Below are 20525 nucleotides of genomic sequence, written 5' to 3'. Positions count from 1 at the left end.
AGCGGCAGCGCCATGGTGCCCCAAAGAATACCTGTATATATATACAGTAATCGTGTCGGGTCTGCTCGCAAAAGTCACGCGGTCAGTCGGTGCGTGACTGCTTTGTATTCAAATCATGCTGAACTGCGATCTTGCGCCAGGACGCACTTTCTGTAACTCCAGAAAGTCCTTGCGTGCTCCTATTTTTCGACACTACAATAAGTTGCATGCGAATCACATTTGACCTTGCGAAGGACGCGTCGAACCAGGAAAAGCACGGCGTATCACTCGCCGAGGCTGCGGGGCTCGACTGGGATGGGATGCTGGTGGTCCAGGACATTCGGCACGAGTACGGAGAGGATCGGTACAGGGGCATCGCCCTGTTAGGGGGCAGGCTGTATAGCGTGGTTTTCACGCCCCGCGACGAAACCATGCGCATCATCAGCCTGCGCAAGGCGAGTAACACGGAGATTGACGCTTATGAGCAAAGCTAAGCTGACACACAACACCGCCGCTGAGGAAGCGGCAATCCAGCGCGGAATCGAGTCCGATCCGGACAACCCGGAATGGACGGCTGCGGATTTCGCCAGGGCACGTCCATTCACTGAAGTCATGCAAAAGCGCATGGGCCGCCCGCCGAAGGAGAATCCGAAAGAGCAGGTCACGATGCGCTATGACGCAGAAGTTCTGGAGGCGTTTCGTGCGACCGGCGCAGGCTGGCAGACGCGCATGAATGACGCGCTAAAAACCTACCTGAAAGAGCACCCGCTCAAGGCAGCATAAGAAAGCTGTGGAGTGGCTTGTGGTTGAAACGGAGTTCGTCGCGCTCCCTCATATCCATCGTCCTGGTCGGCGTGCTGTTCGTCCCATTTCATGGTGGGAAGATTGTCGTACAACCCATCCATGTGCGCTGCGCCTCATATCGAAAGGCATCCTGAATATCTCGCGAGCGGCGTCCTGGCAATGGGGTCGTGGCCAGGCAGTAGACGGCACGCTTGAATGCCGATTACGCAGGCGGGGCGCTCGACCGGCACAGATCGGGATGGATTGCCTCGACGTCCAGTAGTGACAGCGCCATGGTGCCTCCATAAAATACTGTATAAATATACAGCTATCGTAGCTGCTCTATCCTGGAAAGTCACGCCGGAGGCGCCGGTCGGCTGTGCCGGGCTGCGGAGAGCGGATTTGCCGTAAGTCAGCGTTCGCCCGCGATCGGTGCCGCGCAGACTGCACAACAGGCAAGCTCAATCTGTGGCAAAATGCCCGTACTGATTGGGCATTTTGCTTGGAGGGTCCATGGCTACCATTGAATATCGTCCCACTGGAAGGGGCAACCCGCGGCATACCGAGTTTTCCCTGCTGGGAAACCTGCTCCAGGCACACATCCGGTCCGGGAATGACCTTGCTGCGCTCGCGACCGAGCGCGTCGGCGTGGAGGTGCTCGACCGCCTGGGCGAGCACGGCCTCAAGGCTGAAGAGCTGCTCTTCATCATTCCGCGTCGAACGCTCTCACATCGTCGCCAGAATGGTGAGCGGCTCTCGACTGACGAGTCGGACAAGGCTATCCGCCTTGCAAGGATCGTTGCACAGGCGGAGACGGTCTTTGGAAATCCGGAAAAAGCCATGAACTGGCTTCGCGGCAGCAAAGAGCGATTCGCCGGGAAAACGCCGCTCGAGATGGCCTCAACTGAACACGGTGCGCGGCTTGTCGAGGATGCACTGGTGCAGATCGACGAGGGATACTTCGCCTGATGGAATTCTGGAGGATCAGTAATTACGCGGACCTTCGCGGCATCGGCGGGTTGAGGGCGTCTGGCCGGTGGCATTACCGGGGGCAACCCGTCGTCTATCTGGCGGAAAATCCCGCACTTGCGCTGCTTGAGACCATGGTGCACCACGAATTCGGGTCCCCGCAGGCGTTGCCTGATAACTATCAACTGCTTTGCGTGGAAATTGCGGAGGGCGCTGCGATCGCGGAACTCACGGCGAACGTTATCCCGGATGACTGGCGTGAGAACGCGGACTGGACGCAGGCCGCTGGTAGCGAATGGCTGGCAGCCGGGCAGGAACTGCTCCTCAAGGTGCCAAGTGCCATCCTGCCTCATTCGTACAACTATCTGTTCAATCCTGCCCATGCCGGCGCTAGCTCGGCGATTGTCGCGGAAGTGCTGAAAGTGCCATACGATCCGAGAATTCGGGCTATCCTGGGTGATACGTAAGCGTGGCCGACTTACTGGAGCCCAGTCGCACAGTGGGCTCGATGATGTTCATCACCGGGGCAGGCAGCTGGATCACCCGATTTTCACTGCAGACTCATCTTCTTTGGCCTCGTCTCCAGAATTCGACGTTGCACGCAGCTTGTCCAGGACCTCCCGATAGCTGTCATGCAGTTCCGGCCAGTCCACGCTTGGCTCCAGTGCCGCCGGATCAAGTCGACCAGAGACCACTGCCAGGCGCACTGCGGGATGGTGGTGTCCGACTTTCGCTAGCCATCCTGCGCACGCGAACTCCTCTCCTTCCCTGGATTGATGGCACGCAAACATGCTGGCTCCAAAGTCGGGCCCCATGCCGCGGTCATCAGGGCACGTATCGGCCAGCTTCTCTGCCAGAGCGAGATCGAAGTTTGGAATATCTCCTGCACCCGCAGCGCGACGCCAGGGACACGATGTGCAAGGTTTTCCTGATGTTTTCATGATTCAATCGTTGCACTTAACTTGGATGGACTCCGGAATTCCAACTTCTTGAGTCCAGAAATGGGGCGCAGCCTTTCACCCTGTAACAGTATTTGCGCCCCTCATCTGCCAGGAATGAAATCGCGTAAACGTCCGAACCGATGGGGCAACGAGGGTGATTCCTGACGCTGGATTCTAGCTGGTTCCGGTCCAGCTCTCAGGCGCCAACGCCCTCTGTTTTGATTTTCGCCAGTCTGGTGCCGGCAAACGGGTCGTTGCGCCAGTCGGCACCGGCGCGTTTGCCAGGTTCTTGGGTCGATGCCGAATCAATTGCAAAATGCTCAAGAGACTGTCCGGCGCTGGTCGCCTGGACCACCCATTGTGGCGGAGCGCCTTTGCCGTCCCATGAATTGCCAGAGGCGTCGCGGAAACGCACTGCCCGCAACCGCTCCTGATCTGCCGCAATTGACGTGGCGATGTCTTCCGGTTTGATTCCAAATTCAGCCATCCGCCGCCGGAGATAGGCAACGATGCTTTCGCGCTTTCTTTCATCCATTCGGTGTACTCTCCGCGCAACAATCTGTTGTTGAGCAGGTAATTGCAAATCGCGTGCCGCCAGGATACGACGCGACCCAACGCTGCCCATGCTGCAGGCGCGAAGAGGGTGGAGCACTTTCAATCGTTTTGCTGGGAACGGCACACGGCAGGTGTCGCGACTGGCGACAGGTGTGAACCCAGTATAAATCAATCCGCAAGCGACGCCAGGTTTGCTTGCGCACCTTACGTCATCTTTTGTAGCGTGAACGATTCATCCTGTGGAAAGAAGAGGAGCTTCGCTCACAGGATCGATGATTCGTGCGTACATGTCTGGACAATTGAGAATTGAGTGTTTTGCTGCAAGGTAGCATTCGAACGGAAAAGGAGCGTTGTAGTACCCGCCGGCAACACCGGACGCAGCTCAATTTTAATCTCCAGTGACAATTTAAATCGCTGCGCACCGTGCGATAAATTTGCACGAGCGTACTGATGAAGTCATAATCACGACCGCGACGATGGCGTCAATTCTGACGGGCAGACCGAACTTCGAAGTGCCTGGGAAATAAGCCAGGGAAGTTCCAGGATCGCATGGACGGTAAACCCCACAGGGAGGAATAGACATGGTTACCTTGGACGCAATCAACTCGAAAATTGCAAAACTCCAGAAGCAGGCAGTAGCGATTGCCGAAAAGCAGTCGTCGGTGGGCCTGACCAAAATCCGTGAGCTGATGCAAAAGCACGGACTGACTGTTGCTGATATTGAAGGCTTCGTCGCTAAACGACGCGGTCGCAAGCCGGCTACGGGTGCGAAGGCAGCAGCAAAAGCTCCGCGCGCGGCAGTACATCACGTTGCGCCGAAATACGCGGATCCGAAAACGGGCGCGACCTGGTCGGGCCGCGGCCTGGCACCGCTCTGGATTCGCGACGTCAAGGATCGTTCGAAATTCCTGATCGAAGCCGGTGCAACGGCAAAGGTCGCCGGCGCCAAGGTGGCTCCGGCGAAGAAGGCTGCTCCTGCGAAGAAGGTTGCGGCGAAACGTGTCGTGGCTAAAAAGGCAGCGAAGACGGCGGTCGCGACGAAAAAGGCCGGCCGGGCAGCGGTGGTTCCGGCAAAGGGTGTGCGTGGTCGCAAGGCTGCAGCACCCGCGAAAAAGGCTTCGGCACCGCGCAAGGTTGCAGCCAAAAAGGCACCGGCCGCAGTTGAGGCTGCAGCGACGCCTGAAGTCGCAGCAGCGTAAGGGGTAACGGGCGATCCAGTCGTAGCTGGCGGAGCGGATGCTGGACGTAATGCATTGGCGGCCCGCTACGACTGATCAGTCAGGATCCTTTGCGCGTCGCCTTCGTCAGGGCGACGCCGCGTATGCACATGAGGAAACGCGGACACTGATCCGCGCGCCTTGAACCCCATGCCCCACCGTTTCGAGCTTGTTTCTCTGGCGTTGCCGGCTGATTGTCCACCGGAGTCGGTTCCTTCGGCGGTCAGTCGGCTGATTTCGCTCGCCTGGCCCGGTATGAGTCGTGCGCAGCTCGTGGACCGTGCCCGGCGGCTCGACATGCGCGCTTCCCTGCGGGTGCAGCCCGGCATTGGACCGGATGGGCTGATGCAGTTCAGGCTCACGCTCAGCTTCGCGGATGAGCATTTCGTTCTGGTTGCTCACGTACGTCGTCTCACTCGCCGACGCACAGGCGCACGACGCCAGAAACCGTCACTGCCTCCAGCGCGTGATATCAGGCAACAAAGCCTTTTCTGAGTTTTTTCAAAGCCGCGCAACAACGCCGTTCGTCAGGCAGGTGTCACCGCGGGATCACCATCTGCTAGAGAATCCTGAGATTGCGAATCTTTCCGATTGTCGGGGAGCGTTCGACGATCAGGCCGGTGATGAACTCCGGCAACAGCGCGCGCGGCACGTTCGCGGGAATATCGGTCACGAGCTGCGAGGGCACCTGAACGATGTATTCTTCCGGCGCGGACGCCAGGCTATGTTCGTAAGCGACGCGAATTTCCATGTGGTTTTTTCGTTCGGGGACGTGGTTGTCAGCCGCACAATTTATCGCGCGCAGGACTAAGCAGGGATGTGAACGCAGTGTAGCGCGGGATGCACCTGTCTTCGTTGCATTGAGCGTTACTGGATTGTCTGTTGTGAACGCTTGCGCGCTTTCCCGGACAATTGCAGGCTGTACCGCTGGCGATCCACTTTACTTCGCGACACACGCGCAGGGTTTGGTCTCCATCTATGGGGGCTGGTTACCATCGGGCTGGCGGGAGCCAACCGTATGACGTTTGCGCGTGACCTTCTCACGCACATACGTATCGTTCTCCGGCGAGCTTCAACGCACGTTGCGCTAACGGATCCGTGATTCCGGCACGCGATCCGACGTGAAGTTACCGTGCAACCTGGAGTTGACTGTCGTTGGTGCGCGTGTCGCGCGCGGCCAGATCAACAAGTTTCCCAAGATGATCGCTCGCCCGGACAACGATCTCCATCCGGGTCGCGCAAAGCTGGCGGTCGTACTCGTTAATCACTGTGGTGAGTCCCGCGATCAACGATTCGGGCACCTGCCACTCTCCGGTGTGATCGGCCTCGCTGAGTAACTCTCCGAGGTCACGCTCAACGTGTTCGATCTCCGCGATATCGAGCTGCCCATGTCCCGCCCGGGTAATGAAGCTCGTGATGATAACCACCTGTGAGACGAGATTGATGAGGGAGCGGTCTGCCTCACCATTGCGCAGTCGCTCCAGTGCGATCCGTGCACGCAGCGCGAGATCCGAGGCTTCGTGGCGGGGCATGGGGAGAAAGAGCGACTTTGCGTGCGTACCGGCAACTGGCCGACGCGTTGATCGAGAGTTCTTCTTGTTGGGCATGTCCGGTAGGCGGTTGATCTGGATTTGACACGTCATATTGAGATCGTCACCCCGGGATCAAGAGCGCCCACCCGATTTAATTTGCATGACCGGGTCAGCGAGTTCGGTGGCGGGTCCAGACGAAAGCGGCCGCCCAGTGTGATGGTTCCGGCGGTCCTCTATCACTCCGATGAGTTCGCCCGACTCTGCGCAGCGGACGAACTCATCGGAACGGTGCGTCCGCGCAAGACTGTGTGCCGCGCGGCGAAGCTTCCTGGTCAGGTGGGACTCCCGGGCAAACAGCACCAGGAATCATGAGTACCAGATGCAACTAACCGTCAATCGCCACTTCGAACCACGAACGCCTGTCGGCGGCAAAAATCGACGTGCAGCATGGGACTGACCTGTCAGACGTACGTCGAGGCCAGGTAAAGTCACGGCGCAAGTGAAAAAGCGCCCAGTTCGGAAGTAGAAATCAGCAGCGCCTGTTCGGGCGGGATGCCGGTAGCTCCAGGCAGATTCCACCAGCAGCTTACGTGCGTAGCTGTTGCCGGTCTTCGTAATGCTGCCTTGCCGTCGTTTCCCACTTGATGAATGTTCTGAAGGCGTCACGCCAATCCACGCCATCAACTGCCGCGGATGTTCGAAGCGCGCGAGGTCGCCCAGCTCCGAAACCAGTCCGATCGCCGACGTAAAGTTGATTCCGCGCATGGCCTGCAGGGCAAGTACGACTGGATAAAACCGCCAGTTAGTTACCGCTTCGCGCAATGCCAGTTCCAGCCGCTCGCATTGCGCGAGCCGGTCTTCAATCGTGCGCCGATGTTCGTTGAACGCCAGTTGCTGCCAGGCGCTGTCGCATGAGAACGTACTTAACCAGCGTCGGTGTGTCGGTCCCCAGTTGGGACGGCCGAGATAATGGACGCCGTGGGCAAGCAGAAACGATTTGAGCCTGCAGCGTGCTGCCTTCAGGTCTTCTCGAGCCGCCGACCAGGCGCGGGTCAGGTCGCGGAACGCTTCAACTGTTGGTACATGTACCGCCGACAAGTCGCCGGCGCGCAAGGAGCGCACCAACTTGATCGCTTCACGGTGGTCCGTCTTGACACGATCACCCGGCCTGCGTGGGGTGAGCGATGGTGCGCAGACCATGCAGTCGAAGCCTTTATCGACCAGCCTTCGATACAGGCCGTATCCGCATGGGCCCGCTTCATAGACAAAGCAGATGTGCCGTGCCTTCTGCTGCAGTCGCTTGCAGAGCCGGTCGACATCAATCTGCATGGCGCCCACCTTGCCGAACAGTTCGACGGTGCCCATGCCGATCGCATAGGCAACCGTGATCGAGTCCTTGTGGACATCAAGCCCCACATACAACGTGCTATCGTCTTCCATGCTGGCCTCCGCGGCGGAATACACCGTTGAGTGGCGGTTCCGTCGCCACTCAATGCGGCTCTGGCAGCCATGCTAACCCGCGCAAACTTCCCCACGGCGGCCAGCCTCGCCGAATGGGAGTCATACTGACTTGCTGAGGCTGCGCGTGAAGCATCTGGCTTTCCATGAATCTGCATACCGCGGTAGGCGGCACCGGCTTTGCTCCTCTCCATCGTGATTCACGACGCCCGAGCGTCCGCCATTGTGGATGGAGTCGCGAGGCACCTCTATCTGCAAAAAAATCCACCGACACCAGCCTGACGCAATGCCCGGCGACCGTCGTCCCAGTTCGGATCAGCGACGTACGAAAGTCACTATCATGACCCAATGATTTCCATATGCGGGAGACGCTTCGTGGCAACGTACAGCGAACTGAAAGCGCAGATCGCCGAGCTGGAGAATCAGGCAGCAGCAGTCCGTCAGGAAGAGTTCGACGCCGTCCTTGCCGATATCCGTGCGAAGGTGGGCTATTTCGGATATACACCTCAGGACATCTTTGGGCGTCGCCGCGGCAGGCCGAGAGGTTCAGGCGGTGCGCTGCCCGCGAAATACCGTGATCCGGCAAGCGGCGCCACCTGGTCCGGCAGAGGGCGCGCGCCGAACTGGATCAAGGACGTCAAGAACCGCGACCGGTTCCTGATTCACAACTAGATGGCGGATTCAAACCGGAGCCGGTCGCTGCGAGCGCTGTTCACCTGCGCCCGCGGCGAACCTGGTCAAAAGTAATGAACTGGGCCGACGACCACACCTTGCTGTCGTCACGCTGTCGCCCGAAGAAGTACACCGGACGAAAGCCAAACGGCGCGTTCTGCGCGGCAACCTCGACACTGCCCGCCAGATCGACCGGCAACGGCCTGTCGGTCAGTCGCTCGACCGCGACGAACAGTTCCGTGGCGCCGAGCGCATGTGTTGCGCTGCCCCGCGCAAGCAGTTCCGCGCCGCTGACCTCGAAGCGAAACGCCGGCACATGCGCGAACGGATTGCCCGCGAGCGGATCGCCGACCTTCACGAAGCCGTCGATGGTGCCTTCGATCACGATGGTGGCCGCGGCCAGATTGCTCACGTCGATCTCGATGCTGTCCGCGTCGCCGTACGTGTCGCTACTGAATTCGATGTCCGTTGCGCCTGTGCGCCACGCGGATTCCTCGACGTGTTCGAAGCCGTGAGAACCGAAGTTGTGAATCGTGCCGTTGAGAATTCGGATGCGGCCACGCCACGCCGCCCAGCGATACCGATCCCGAATGCGCGCACCACCCCAGCGCACGCGGATCAGACGCTCAGCATAGCCGAGTTCCTCATGCAGGTTCCGCTCCCATATCAGGCCATTGTGGTCATAGGCGGCGACGTATTCCCAGCCGGCGCGTCCGAGCAGGCGGTAATCGAGCGTGGCCGGACCGCGCTGCGTGAACGCGTCGCCTTGCCAGTGATCGCCGCTGCGCACGAGCAGCGCGCTGTGTTCGCCTGTTGTCGCCCACGTGCGGCGTGAGCGTAAGGCCTGGCCGACCGTATGCCGGTCGAGTGCATCGGCGAGCACGCCCGTCAGACCACCATGCACGCCGAATACCTGCACGCCGGGCGCGCCGCCGCCGGGACGTCCGCGATGTTCGTCGCCGCTCGCAGCCACGCCGAGCTGGTAGCCCCGTGCGATGACGTCCTGGTAGAGCCAGCCGAAGTGGCCCCACGTCGAAGCGATTTCGACGAGCCGCTCAAGCTTCGGATGGTGCCAGTCCGGAATGTAGCGCCGCCCGCCAACGTGCGGCATGACGAGGTGGTGTTCGGCGTCGTCGGCGTAGGCATCCCACAGTTCCTCGACGGGCCAGCGACCGAGTTCGACCGCGTTGCCTTTCATGTCCTCGTTCCACACAAGGGTGCGGTTGTGCTCACCGCGCGCGTTGTACGGAAAACCGGGACGTTCGTCGCCGAGAAATACGACGTTGTGGTCGCCACCCGCCGTCGAACTGCCACACCACTCCTGCACGGGATAGACGACGAAGCGGCCGGGTTCGTTAAACTGATCGACGGCCTCGACGCCCAGTTGCCAGTTCGCATCCGTGATCTGGAAGTCGTTCGCTGTATAACCCAGGATGTCGATTCCACCAATATCGCGCGCGTACTGCGCGTTGTATGCGGGACTGTTGGTGCCGACCGTGTCGTGCGCATGGACGTGAAGATCGGCATAGAGTGCGCGCGGGGAGGGCAGAGTGGCGTCGACCGTGAGCCAGGCAACGGCTGCGCGGATTTCCGGTCGCGTGGGCACGTCTGCGACGATGTGCAGCGTGCCCCGGTCCGTTGGGAGGTCGTCGAGCGCGAGCGTCGCGAATCCCTGCGTCGGGAATGCATGCTCCCGCTGATAGACCGTTGTGCCTTCTGCGTCGCGGGCGATCACGTTGGCGGTCAAACTGGCGATCGAATTGACGACTACCGGCCGTGCCTTCGCGTTCGCGCCCAGCTCGCGGCAGGCGTTGCCCCAACGGTCCTGCAACGCAAGGCGAAACGGCGCAGCCTCGCCAGGACGCACGAAGCGCGGCCCGTTGAGTAGTACGTCCGTTGGATCGCCCGGATGGATGTCGATGGCAATGTCGCCAGGCACTGCAACGAAGCGCGACGTGCCCAGCGGATCGACGTAGAGGCGGAAGCGGAAATCGTCTTCAGAAAAGGTCTGGATGCGCGTGCCGGGACCACGGCGGCGATCACCAAGACGGATCACGATGCGGTCGCCTGCGTTCAGATACCCGTCGACGACATCGACGATCACGGCCTTCTGGTACGGCCGCTCGTGGCCTTTCTGGTCGAAGCGCACATTGAGCGCCTGCACCGTGGCGGGACTCTGGCCCGGCACGAGCGGCGCCGCATGATACTCGGCGCTGATGTAGTTCGCCGCGGTGGGGTCGCTTGTCTGGAAGAGCGCCCAGTCCGAGTAAAACTTGAACGTGGCCTTCAGCCACCCGCCATCGGCAATGCCTGACGAGCCGACTTCGTAGTCGAGCACGACTTCGGCCCAGCTGCCCGCTTCTAGTCGCGAAACGCTGCAACGCACGCTGCCGGCGAAGGGACGCTGTTTCAGTTGCTCATAGAGGCCGGCCGGAGCGACATGATCGCCAAGGCGCTCGCGCAGGGCACGCGCGCGGGCGCGCAGACCGGTTTCGTTCGATTCGCTCATCTGGGGTGGGGGTCCATAAGGCGGGTAAGGGATCGCGCGCACGTGGCCATGCGAGTGCGCGCAAGTATCAATGCGCAAACGGCCATGCCGCGGACGCGTCCCAGACGGGCACGCCCATGAACGCATACCACGGAGCGATCACGCACAGCCCGTACAGGATCGCGATCAGCACCGAGACCACGCCGACGCGGGCGTAATCGGCGGTCGTGAACACGCCGCTGCTGTAGGCAATCACACCTGCCGTGATCTGCGTGGGCAGCAGGTAAGCAAAGCTGTCGGTGTCGCTGACCAGCATCGTGAACGCAACCGGATGCAGGCCAAGGCGCGGAGCGAGCGCAAGCGCGATCGGCGCGATCATGGTGACAGCAGCGACGTTGGACAGCATGCCATACGGATGATGTGCGTACCGGCCATGACGATGCCAATGGCGAGCCACCAGCCATGCCCGTGCGCGACGAGATAGATGTGATCGGCGGCCCATTGGGCGAGCCCCGACGAACTGATCGCAGAGGACAGCGATAGCGCACCGGCGAGCAGAAACAGTGTGCCCCAGATCGTGCGCTGTTCGACTTCGGCCCAGCCGAAGCGCAGCACGCCTGGCGCGAACAGGATGGCAAGCGCGATCAGCGCGACGATTTCCGACGACAGGTGATGCAGCGGCTCCGTTGCCCACAGGACCGCCACGCCCGCGAACAGGACCAGCACCAGCCAGTCATTGCGCGAGGCGGGCGGGAGTGCGCGACGCATCGTCGCGATGGCAGCGCGTCCGCCAGGAATCTGCACGGCGCGCGAGCGGAAATAATACTGGACCCAGCACTGCGTGATCGCGAACATGCCCAGGTACGGCCACTGAAGCTTGAACCACGTGAAGTATGAAATGTGGATGCCGAGCTGCTTTTCGAGCAGGCCTGACACGACCATGTTCGGCAGATGCGCCGTGAGAATGCACATGCCACTGATCATCGCTCCGTAGACGAGCGACTGGATCACGATGGCCTTTTTCGCTGCATGCTCGCGCGGCGAATCGCCGAACAGCTGGACCATGCCGTTGGTGACCGGCAGCAGTGCGGCCGAGCGCGCATTCGCGGCCGGCACGACTATCGACATCACGAAGTTGACGGCGAACATTGCCCAGATCACGCCGTTGGCGGTGCGCACCTTCAGGCGCTCGAGCAGCGCCAGCGCAATGCGGCGGTCGAGGCCGCTTGCCTGCATGATTGCCGAAAAGAGGAAGGCTGCGAGGCAGAGGAACACGACGGGCGCCGCAAAACCGCTTGCGGCCTTCGGAAAACCCGGACTCGCATGTGAAAGCACAAGCAGCATCGGTATCAAAATGCCGCTCACGCCGACGGGAATGGCCTCGGTCACCCAGACGATCGCGACCCACGCGACCACGGCGAGGGTTGCCTGGCCGTTCGCGTCGAGCCCGGCGGGCGTCGGCATGAGCCACGCGAGCGCGACGAAGGCGAACCACGCGGCCACGAAGCCAAGGCGGGCACGCAGGAGCGCGGAGCCGCTGCGAGGGCCAGCGCGGCCGGGGGCAATTGCCGGTGCGGCTTCGTTCGCATGGCGGACTTCTCCATCAAGCGGTGGGCGCTCGAGCGGCGGCGCGTCGAGGATCCTGTCGGTCACTGTCATGCTTTCCTGCGTTCGTTATTCGAGCCGATGCTGCTATCGTCGGCGGGTCAGGATGGCATAATACGTATTAATACAAGCTTGGCCATCCAATTGCTTTTCATATCGATATCGCGAATCTCGCTCAAGGCGAGGCGCGAGTGCAGCGAGGGACCTTAACCATGTTGGTGCGGGAAGACGTGACGTCGCTCTATGAGCAGATCGCGACGACGCTTGAGCAGGAAATCGGGCAGGGCATCTATGAGCCGTCGGGCAAGCTTCCGTCGGAAGCCGAACTGGGCGAGCGCTTTGACGTGAGTCGGGTGACGGTCCGGCTGGCGCTCGGCCGTCTGGTAGAGACGCACGTCGTGGAGCGCAAGCAGGGCAAGGGCACGTTCGTGAAGCCCCGGCGTCTGCAGCACCGGCTCGACGTGTTGCGCGGCTTTTACGACTCGCTGGCGGCGCAGGGCGCGCGGGCCAGCATGGAACTGCTGCGCATGCAAGCGTGTGCGGTACCGCCCGGCCTGCGCGAGACCTTCGCCGCCGATGTCACGGATTGTGTGTACCTTGAACGCCTGCACCGCGTCGATGGCGCGCCTGTCGCGCTTGCGCAGACCTGCCTGCTGCCCGAAGCAAGTGTCATTTCGCGCGAGGAGGCGCAAGCTCTCCCGTCGTACGAGATGCTCGAACGGCTGCCGGGCTGGCATATCGTCGATGCCGACATGACCATCACGGCGGTTGCCGCGGCGAGCGATATCGCCGCATATCTGGAAGTGTCTCCGCGTGCGCCGCTGCTCGTGCTGCGCCGGACCTCGCGACTTGCTGACGGGCGCGTGTGCGAGGCGACGGTGTTCCATATTCGCCCTGAGCGTTTCGATCTGGCGGTACGCAGCGGGCTTGAGGCGCGGGTGGTTGGATAACGACGCCAGGCGCGGGTCACCCTGCGGGGGCCTTCGTGCCTGGACCTTTGCCGATGTTATGGATTCCAAAAAATCTCGGCAACTGGCGTCGTGCGAACGCTCGCTACCAGGGAGGGGACGAGACTGGCGCGGTCGCGAACGCGCGGAATCTGGCCTGCGACGTAAGCGCCGTTGCCGTCGATCAGGATAGCTGTTTAATTTCCCGCGCGCCATGACTGTGCGCCGCTGAATCGGACAATGCTGACTGGCGCAGCGACCTTATACCGTTGCAAAAAAATTCGCGCGGCGAAAACGCATAATTTGTATGAAGAAATAAATGATGCCGCCGATAACCGAGTCAGGTACTGCGCTGTTCGCGTGCCCGGGCGTCAGGGCCAGACATCCATCGCACCATGAAACCTGACTTGCACGTGCTCGTTTAATCGATACAGGGTTGCCGGACTTTTCGGGATTGGTACTGCGTCGAACTGGGCGCGAACCCGCTTGTCCGTCTCGGTATCGGCATCTGGATGATGCGCAGCGTCACCCGGCAACTGGGTACCGAGCCTGCGACCGCCGCCGCCGTAGCCAGAAGCGTGTCCACACCCTGCCTGAACGCCAACTGGTTGTCCTGGAGACACTTGAGGGGACCATACGGCCTCGCGTTACGCGGGACGGCGATTCGCTCCTTCGTACCCTCGCTCGGCTGCACTGAAACGTTGATACCGTGGCGCGTGACTGGGCGGTGTGATGCCTGAGCCGTCGCGATCAGCTCCGGCCTGCATCTGCCCGAAGCTGCCTGCGGGCACTGAATGCATTCGACGTGTGAGGCGCGTGCGCTGTCACAACAGCTGCGTCGCCAGACTGACCGACTGCCAAAGAACATTTCTGCGCCGCGGGGATTCTCGAAGTCCAGAGTCACACTGCGTCCTGGGATCCGGCATTTCAACAGTTTCGCGTCGGCGAGCGGGCGAATGACTCGTCGCTAACCTACGCGGACGTTTCGACGGGCGCGCGACAGGCCAAAGTCCGGCACGTGCGCGTGCGTTTAGCGGAACAGGGAAGAAGAACTCACTGCATGTTGTGAAACCGGTGTGGACCGTCCATACTTCCCTGTAGCGGAATCCCGTAGGCCAGGACTCCCAAAGTCGACGCTGATATCCGACGCGCCGTTGCGCGACTTGCGCTGCCCGTCGTGTCCTGCTCCGCGGGTGGAACTGCGGTCGCAGGCGGGCAGGCTGGCGCGCTTCGCTCTAATGGGAACACGCGGTTGAGCCGGCCCGAACCGCAATGCTGATCCAGTATTGGACGATTATCTCCAGCATCGTTGCGCGACGCACCATGGCATCTACACTGCGCCGGACATCTTCGCGCTTCGGAGGGATGCATCCCTCTGTTCCGGACCGTGGACGCGCCGACTGGCGGGCCGCTTTGTCACCCAGGCTGCGGCGCCGCGCTGCGTGTGCCGGTCCTTGACGGAGACGGTCATGCCAGGGCCATCGAATAGCTGGCGCCGGGCAATGCAGCGCGTCACTTGCGCGGCGTCTTTTTTCCGCAGGCCTCGATCGTCAGGGCATTGAAAATTGTAAACAATTGACCGGGATTCCAGCCTGGCCATCTCGTGGACGGCGATTCGCTAGCGCTCACGTCAGTCGCGGGATGAATGGACAGCGCAATACGGAGCGGATGGTGCAGGACACGACTCTTCAGGAACGCGAACCTGCACGAATGGGCCTGTACGGCCAGCTCACGCGGCTGGAGCGCCGCTTCGCAGTAACCGTAAGCCGCAGGAGGGCAACGATGACGACGTTGATACGTAGATACTTCGTGTGCGTCAACGGACACGACGGCGAAGAGGTGGCGTGCGATGACGATGAACCGTACTCTTCTCAGTGGGACTCGATTCGCACGACCGGACTGGTGAACAACGGCAGGGACTCGCACGGATACGCCACTTATACATGCAAGACGTGCGGCGAGCTCATGTCGGAAACCGGGAAAAGGTGATTGATAGAAAGCCAGAATCGTGGCTCGACGTTCTGCATGGACGTGCGCGATCGACTGCCGCAACCGGAATTTGAAAAACGTAAGTTTGCGTCATTCTCTTCATCAATCGGCTAACAGGCTTCGAAGTCCTGCATCTGGTGAGGCCCGATGCCCGCGCGCAGGCATTGGGTGGCCCTCGGCGTGCTAAAGCACGCGGACGGGGCCACAGACGTTGGCCCAACGATGCGCCGGAACATGAATTCGAGACGTCGGCGATTCGTCAGCCGGTGCGTGGTGAGAAGTCCGACAATGAGGTCGCGGACCGGGCATGGCCCGAACAAATCCTGACCGATGCGCCCGGTACCGCAGGGTAACCTTGTACCGTTCGCCTGGGGTATCGGACAGGCGAGGGGTTGGTGGCCTGAGGGATTCCAAGTTGATTGCAGTAATTCCTATAAAATTACTGCGATCACGAACTCGCCTTTTGCAGTAAAATCAAAAAAATTACTGCAATTCTCTGGCATGCACGGACTTCCTCTTTACCAGCGACACGATCAGGCATTTTGCTCCCAGTACGCGAACGTCGAGCAGGCGGCCGCCAGCCAGGGGCGGGTTCTCGTGGGTGCGCCGGGCACGATCACCGAGCACCATCGCGGGAACGCTGTCTACTACTATCGGCAGTTCATGAACGCGGAGGGCAAGCGGCAGCAGGAGAGCCTTGGCGGACCCAAGGGCGATCCGGCGGCCGAGGAGCGCGTCGCTGTGGTGATGGCGCAGATCGAGCAGTCCAAAGACCTCATCAGCCGCATCCGGGAGCTCGCGAAGCTCGGCTTCCAGATTGCCGACAACAAGACCTACGCGACCATGGCGGTCCTCCACAATTACGGACTTTTCGAGGCCGGCGCGGTGCTCGTGGGCTCTCACGCATACGCGGTTCTGCTCAACAGCCTTGGCATCAAGGCGCTTGCCTACGAGACCGAGGACATCGATATCGCGCGCGCCCGCCAGCTCGCGCTACAGGGTGTGCCGTCGGGTGGCCTGCTCGAAATCCTGAAAGAAACCGGAATCGACTTCGTGCCGGTGCCGGGGTTCAACAGGGGCGATCCGTCCACGTCGTTCAAGCAGGCGGGGCGGACGCGTTTTCACGTCGATCTGCTTGTGCCTTCGAAGGGCAACACATTTCCGACCGTCGCTGTTCCAGAGCTCGGCGCGCATGCGAGCGGCATGCCTTATCTCGCCTACCTGCTCGGCCAGTCCCACATGGGCACGCTGCTTTCAAGGCACGGCGCGGTGCCGGTTCGTGTGCCGGACCCCGCACGCTTCGCGATCCACAAGATCCTCGTTTCACGCTTGCGCACCAACATGCTGGTCAAGTCGCAGAAAGATATCCAGCAGGCGTGCGTGATGCTCGCGATGCTCGGCGAGCACAGAAGCGGCGATATCGAGCTCGCCTGCTCGAATCTCCCGAGGTCTGCGCGCCCAATGGTTCGCCGTGCGCTGCCCGATATACGCACCATGCTCGAGGCTCACGAGGGAGCGCTATTCGAATTTGAGGAAAGCATTGTCGCCTGACAGGCCATGTCGTGCTCCGACTGGCCCGGAATGCGTATGATCAACCACCCGTGCTGTATGCCATCCCGTCACCGCGCGTTCCGTGTGTGGATGCCGTCGTTCCGGTTGTTCGCGCATCCCACAGGCACTGTCCTTCACGACAATGGCGTCGCGTCGGATCCTTAGCCAGCTACCGTGCACCGAATATGAGTACGGGCTGGACTACGGACGCGTTCAATAGATTACGCAAAACAGTCTGGGCGGCCGTTGAAATTGCAATCATTCGAGCTGTAATGTCGACTCTGGTGAAACTTCATCTTTGGTCACTGAGCGTCGTCACATCATATCAATTCGTATAGCGAATTAATTGTGCGACAGTCGGCGAGGAATGCCAGATAGTCCAGTCATTCGCTGGATGGCTGACACACGATTGGCGTGCTGCCCGACTCAAGGATGTGAATACGGATTCTTAAGCGGTGACGGGTGGATTGGATGGTGCCGATGGTGCTGCCGGTGCTTCGACTTCGATTTCGCCTTTGGTTGGGACTCTAACGTCGGCTTCGTGTGCGGATGAGGCTCACCCTGGGGCAGCGGCTCTGTAGTCTGGGCTGCGGGCAATGGCGGAGGAGAAGTGGTACGTCCAAGTTGCGGCGAGTCCTGGCCTTCGCCGAAGTGAAACGTCTGCGAGGCTTGCGCGTAAGCGGTGGTGGACAGCGGCACTGCCATCAGTAACAGGTATTTCGAAAGTTTCATGCGTGCTCCCTTTGAGCGGACGCTTCAGGATAACGCAATGCGCAGCCTGCACCGCCTTGTCCTGTTCATTGCTCGCGTGGTCGACCAGGTGTGCGCGGTGTTCACAACTGCACAATGCGCCGCTTCAAGGGTCCGTTGTGTCGGCCGATCCTCGTGAAAAGCGCTGGAACGAACTGGCCACGCGTCAGTCCATCCCTGCAAAAGAGTGTGAACGTTCGTCATGGAACGGCCGCCGAATATTGCCCGTGATTTGCGAATTCGCGGACACAGGCCCAAGGCCAGACTCGTCGCTCGGTCATCCCGATTCGGATCAATGCCGTGACAAAGTCACTATCATGACCGCAAGGAGTCCACATGGGGGAAGTCCGTGGCAACGTACAAGGAACTGAAAGCACAACTTGACGAACTCAAGAGTCAGGCGGCCGCTATGCGGCAGCAGGAGTTCGACACGGTGCTTGCCGATATACGTGCAAAGGTTGTGGAGTTCGGATATACCGAGCGGGATATCTTCGGGAGCCGACGCGGCAGACCAAGGGTCGCGCACGGGCCACTGCCTGGGATATATCGCGATCCTGCTACCGGTGCTACCTGGTCCGGGCGGGGACGCGCGCCAAACTAATGGAATGGACGCCCCCACCCGAAACGGCATCGGTGTGCCAAAGTGGAAGTGTCGAAGCTACCACTTAATCGAGGAGGGCGCCCAACATGAAGATTACGACGATTGGCAGAACCGGAAGGCCTCGCGACTCGTGCAGATCGTCCATCGACGTCGGCCGAAGCAATCTTGAGCCGTTAATCTCCCCGCCTTATTGTTCCTTTTTATCGTTCAAGGAATATTTTGTTATGCGAAATAATGATATTCGTCCCTCTCGCGCCAAGTGGAGACAGTGGTCCTCGGCTTTCGTGGCCGCGCTTGCGCTCACCGTTGGCGCATTGCCTCAGGTGCATGCGGCGGGTGAGGAGTATTTTCCGCTGCAAAGCTACCGGGTCGGCCCCTACGCAGCCGGTGGCAGCGGCTTCTTCGGTGGCTTCATCGACTATCTCCAGCTGATCAACGCGCATGACGGCGGCGTGAACGGCGTCAAGCTCGTATGGAAGGAGTGCGAGACCGAGTGCGTGGTGGAGAAGGGCGTCGAATGCTATGAGCGCCTGAAGAGCGGCGGCCCCGACGGTGCGCCGACCGCGGCCACGAACCCGTTGTCGGTCGGTATCGCTTACGCGACGCTCGACCGTTCGACGGCCGACAAGATCCCGCTCATCACGATCAACCATGGCCGCACCGACTCGACTGACGGCGCAGTGTTTCCCTATGTGTTCCCGCTGCAGCTGAATCCGTACAGCGAGGTCTCCGCGATCGTCAACTACATCGGGCAGCGCTCGGGCGGTCTCGCCGCGCTCAAGGGCAAGAAGATTGTCGTGCTATATCACGGTTCGCCGTACGGCCGCGAAACGATTCCGGTGGTCGATCTGCTCGCGAAGAAATATGGCTTCGACGTGACCCAGATCGAAGTGCCGCATCCTGGCAACGAACAAGGTTCGCAGTAGCTGAAGATTCACCAGATCAATCCCGACTGGGTGATCCTGCGCGGCTGGGGTGTGATGAATCCAGTAGCGATCAAGACCGCGCAGAAGGTCGGCTATCCGGTCGATCACATCATCGGCAACATCTGGAGCAACTCCGAGGAAGACGTGCGTCCCGCAGGTGATGCGGCAAAGGGCTTCATCTCGATCACGACGCACCCCTCGGGCACGGACTACCCGGTGCTGCAGGCGATCAATCAGTACGTGGTGAAGCCCGGCAACGGCAACCTCAAGGACCCGGCGCGCTTTGGCACCGTCTACTACAACCTGGGCGTGGTGAACGGTATTCTCAACGTCGAGGCGGTGCGCGTTGCGCAGCGCAAGTTCGGCAACAAGCCGCTCACGGGCGAGCAGGTGCGCTGGGGCTTCGAGCATCTGGATCTGGACGATGCGCGCCTCAAGCAACTCGGCGCACTCGGCCTCGTGCAGCCGCTCAAATTGACCTGCGCGGACCACGAAGGCGGCGGTGCCGTGCGCTTCCAGCAATGGGACGGCCGGAAATGGAACGTGATCAGCAACTGGGTGCAGGCGGACCGCGAGCTGCTACGTCCGATCATCGAGAAGTCTGCGCTGTCGTACGCGAAGGAAAAGGGCATTACGCCACGCGATTGCAGCAAGGACCTCTAACATGACGAGCACTCCGATCCTGCAGGTCGACGAGATCGCCGTGACCTATAGCCAGATCATCCCCGCCTTGCGCGGGGTGTCGCTGGCGGTGCCCGAGGGCGAGATCGTCGCGCTGCTCGGCGGCAACGGCGCGGGCAAGACGACCACGCTCAGGGCGATCTCGAACCTCGTACGCGCGGAGCGCGGCGAACTGACGGGCGGTCGCATCGTCTATCGCGGCGACGATGTCGCGCGCGTCGAGCCGTGGATACTGGTCGAGCGCGGGCTTGTCCAGGTGCTCGAAGGGCGGCGCTGCTTTGCTCATCTTTCGGTCGAGGAGAATCTGCGGATCGGATCGTTCGCCAGGCGGCCGCGACGGGCTGAGATCGAGGCGCGTCTCGAGCGGATCTACGGGATCTTTCCGCGTCTGAAGGTCAAGCGCCAGTCGCTGGCGGGATTGACGTCGGGTGGCGAGCAGCAGATGGTGGCGATCGGCCGTGCGCTGATGGCGCGTCCTTCGCTCGTGCTGCTCGACGAGACTTCAATGGGGCTCGCGCCGATGGTCGTCGAGGAAATTTTCGAGATTGTCGCGGCGCTCAACCGCGACGAGGGGGTCAGTTTTCTGCTCGCGGAGCGAAGGCGGTCGCGTGGTTGCACACGGCGCGGCGTGCGAACTCACCCAGCTTGAGGTCCTGCACGACGCATACCTTGGCGGCGCAGCCGTCGATTACACTGCGCGCCGCTCCGGGCGCGCGAGACAGGTTTTGACTGGCTGATATGTGATGTGTCGCTGAACGGACAGCTCGCTACAAAAAAACGCTGTCGTGAGCTGGCTCCAGTTTCGACGATGAAACCATCGCAAGTGAGCTAACCAGAGTACCGTCAGTCGCTCTCGGCCAGCGGAGGAGAAACCAAAAATT

The 20525-nt window shown here is 61.0% G+C and carries 14 protein-coding genes and 4 pseudogenes; 11 read left to right on the top strand and 7 right to left on the bottom strand.

The genetic code is table 11. From position 1 onward, the window contains the following. Positions 1 to 206: 206 nt before the first annotated feature. The 4 genes from AB3X98_RS37915 (at position 207) to AB3X98_RS37900 (ending at position 2198) form a co-directional block, all read left to right on the top strand. Entirely contained in the window at positions 207 to 473 is a 267-nt protein-coding gene (locus AB3X98_RS37915; RefSeq protein ID WP_254320430.1) for a BrnT family toxin, read from the top strand. Next, the gene (locus AB3X98_RS37910; protein ID WP_368605617.1) at positions 460 to 762 is read left to right on the top strand and encodes a BrnA antitoxin family protein; all 303 of its coding nucleotides are present in this window, start codon (positions 460 to 462) and stop codon (positions 760 to 762) included. Before AB3X98_RS37915 ends, AB3X98_RS37910 begins: the two co-directional genes overlap by 14 nt. 513 nt (positions 763 to 1275) lie before the next feature. Next, complete coding sequence (locus AB3X98_RS37905; RefSeq protein WP_368605616.1) at positions 1276 to 1731, top strand: antitoxin Xre/MbcA/ParS toxin-binding domain-containing protein; 456 nt, start codon at positions 1276 to 1278, stop codon at positions 1729 to 1731. Further along, positions 1728 to 2198 (top strand): RES family NAD+ phosphorylase, encoded by a 471-nt coding sequence (locus tag AB3X98_RS37900; protein WP_254320457.1) that lies wholly within the window; start codon positions 1728 to 1730, stop codon positions 2196 to 2198. The genes AB3X98_RS37905 and AB3X98_RS37900 overlap by 4 nt, the downstream gene beginning before the upstream one ends. A 72-nt stretch (positions 2199 to 2270) precedes the next feature. Here AB3X98_RS37900 and AB3X98_RS37895 read toward each other — a convergent pair whose 3' ends face one another. After that, entirely contained in the window at positions 2271 to 2672 is a 402-nt protein-coding gene (locus AB3X98_RS37895) for a DUF6283 family protein (RefSeq protein WP_368605615.1), read from the bottom strand. Between the two features lie 196 nt (positions 2673 to 2868). Further along, the gene (locus AB3X98_RS37890; protein WP_368605660.1) at positions 2869 to 3297 is read right to left on the bottom strand and encodes an H-NS family nucleoid-associated regulatory protein; all 429 of its coding nucleotides are present in this window, start codon (positions 3295 to 3297) and stop codon (positions 2869 to 2871) included. A gap of 511 nt (positions 3298 to 3808) precedes the next feature. On the opposite strand from AB3X98_RS37890, the gene AB3X98_RS37885 reads away from it, so the two are divergent. Beyond that, complete coding sequence (locus AB3X98_RS37885) at positions 3809 to 4426, top strand: H-NS histone family protein (RefSeq protein WP_368605614.1); 618 nt, start codon at positions 3809 to 3811, stop codon at positions 4424 to 4426. A 577-nt stretch (positions 4427 to 5003) separates the two neighbouring features. Here the strand turns inward: AB3X98_RS37885 and AB3X98_RS37880 are convergent. The 3 genes and pseudogenes from AB3X98_RS37880 to AB3X98_RS37870 form a co-directional block, all read right to left on the bottom strand. Next, positions 5004 to 5195 carry a hypothetical protein gene (locus tag AB3X98_RS37880; RefSeq protein ID WP_368605613.1) on the bottom strand — a complete coding sequence of 64 codons (192 nt, stop codon included), beginning with the start codon at positions 5193 to 5195 and terminating at the stop codon, positions 5004 to 5006. 376 nt (positions 5196 to 5571) lie between these two features. Next, complete coding sequence (locus AB3X98_RS37875; RefSeq protein ID WP_368605612.1) at positions 5572 to 6087, bottom strand: hypothetical protein; 516 nt, start codon at positions 6085 to 6087, stop codon at positions 5572 to 5574. A gap of 417 nt (positions 6088 to 6504) precedes the next feature. Beyond that, positions 6505 to 7416 (bottom strand): annotated as a pseudogene (locus tag AB3X98_RS37870) (IS110 family transposase); the annotation flags it as partial. A gap of 393 nt (positions 7417 to 7809) precedes the next feature. On the opposite strand from AB3X98_RS37870, the gene AB3X98_RS37865 reads away from it, so the two are divergent. Further along, positions 7810 to 8106, top strand: coding sequence for an H-NS histone family protein (locus AB3X98_RS37865; protein ID WP_368605611.1), 297 nt, complete (start codon positions 7810 to 7812; stop codon positions 8104 to 8106). Positions 8107 to 8146: 40 nt separating this feature from the next. Here AB3X98_RS37865 and AB3X98_RS37860 read toward each other — a convergent pair whose 3' ends face one another. Beyond that, positions 8147 to 10615 carry a hypothetical protein gene (locus tag AB3X98_RS37860; protein ID WP_368605610.1) on the bottom strand — a complete coding sequence of 823 codons (2469 nt, stop codon included), beginning with the start codon at positions 10613 to 10615 and terminating at the stop codon, positions 8147 to 8149. Between the two features lie 67 nt (positions 10616 to 10682). Continuing rightward, positions 10683 to 12058 (bottom strand): annotated as a pseudogene (locus AB3X98_RS37855) (DASS family sodium-coupled anion symporter). A gap of 332 nt (positions 12059 to 12390) precedes the next feature. Between AB3X98_RS37855 and AB3X98_RS37850 the strand changes: the two are divergent. From AB3X98_RS37850 to AB3X98_RS37830, 5 genes and pseudogenes are all read left to right on the top strand, one after another. After that, entirely contained in the window at positions 12391 to 13149 is a 759-nt protein-coding gene (locus AB3X98_RS37850) for a GntR family transcriptional regulator (protein ID WP_368605609.1), read from the top strand. A 2316-nt stretch (positions 13150 to 15465) separates the two neighbouring features. Beyond that, complete coding sequence (locus tag AB3X98_RS37845; protein WP_368605608.1) at positions 15466 to 16686, top strand: GSU2403 family nucleotidyltransferase fold protein; 1221 nt, start codon at positions 15466 to 15468, stop codon at positions 16684 to 16686. Positions 16687 to 17785: 1099 nt separating this feature from the next. Next, positions 17786 to 18037, top strand: a complete 252-nt coding sequence (locus tag AB3X98_RS37840) for an H-NS histone family protein (protein ID WP_368605607.1) — start codon at positions 17786 to 17788, stop codon at positions 18035 to 18037. Positions 18038 to 18261: 224 nt separating this feature from the next. Then, positions 18262 to 19626, top strand: a pseudogene (locus AB3X98_RS37835) (ABC transporter substrate-binding protein). 1 nt (position 19627) lies between these two features. Beyond that, positions 19628 to 20381: pseudogene (locus AB3X98_RS37830) on the top strand (ABC transporter ATP-binding protein). Positions 20382 to 20525: the final 144 nt, after the last annotated feature.

It is taken from the genome of Paraburkholderia sp. BR14312 (assembly GCF_040948675.1).
GTDB classification, from domain to species: domain Bacteria; phylum Pseudomonadota; class Gammaproteobacteria; order Burkholderiales; family Burkholderiaceae; genus Paraburkholderia; species Paraburkholderia nodosa_A.
This window is presented reverse-complemented; position numbering and strand designations above follow the sequence as displayed.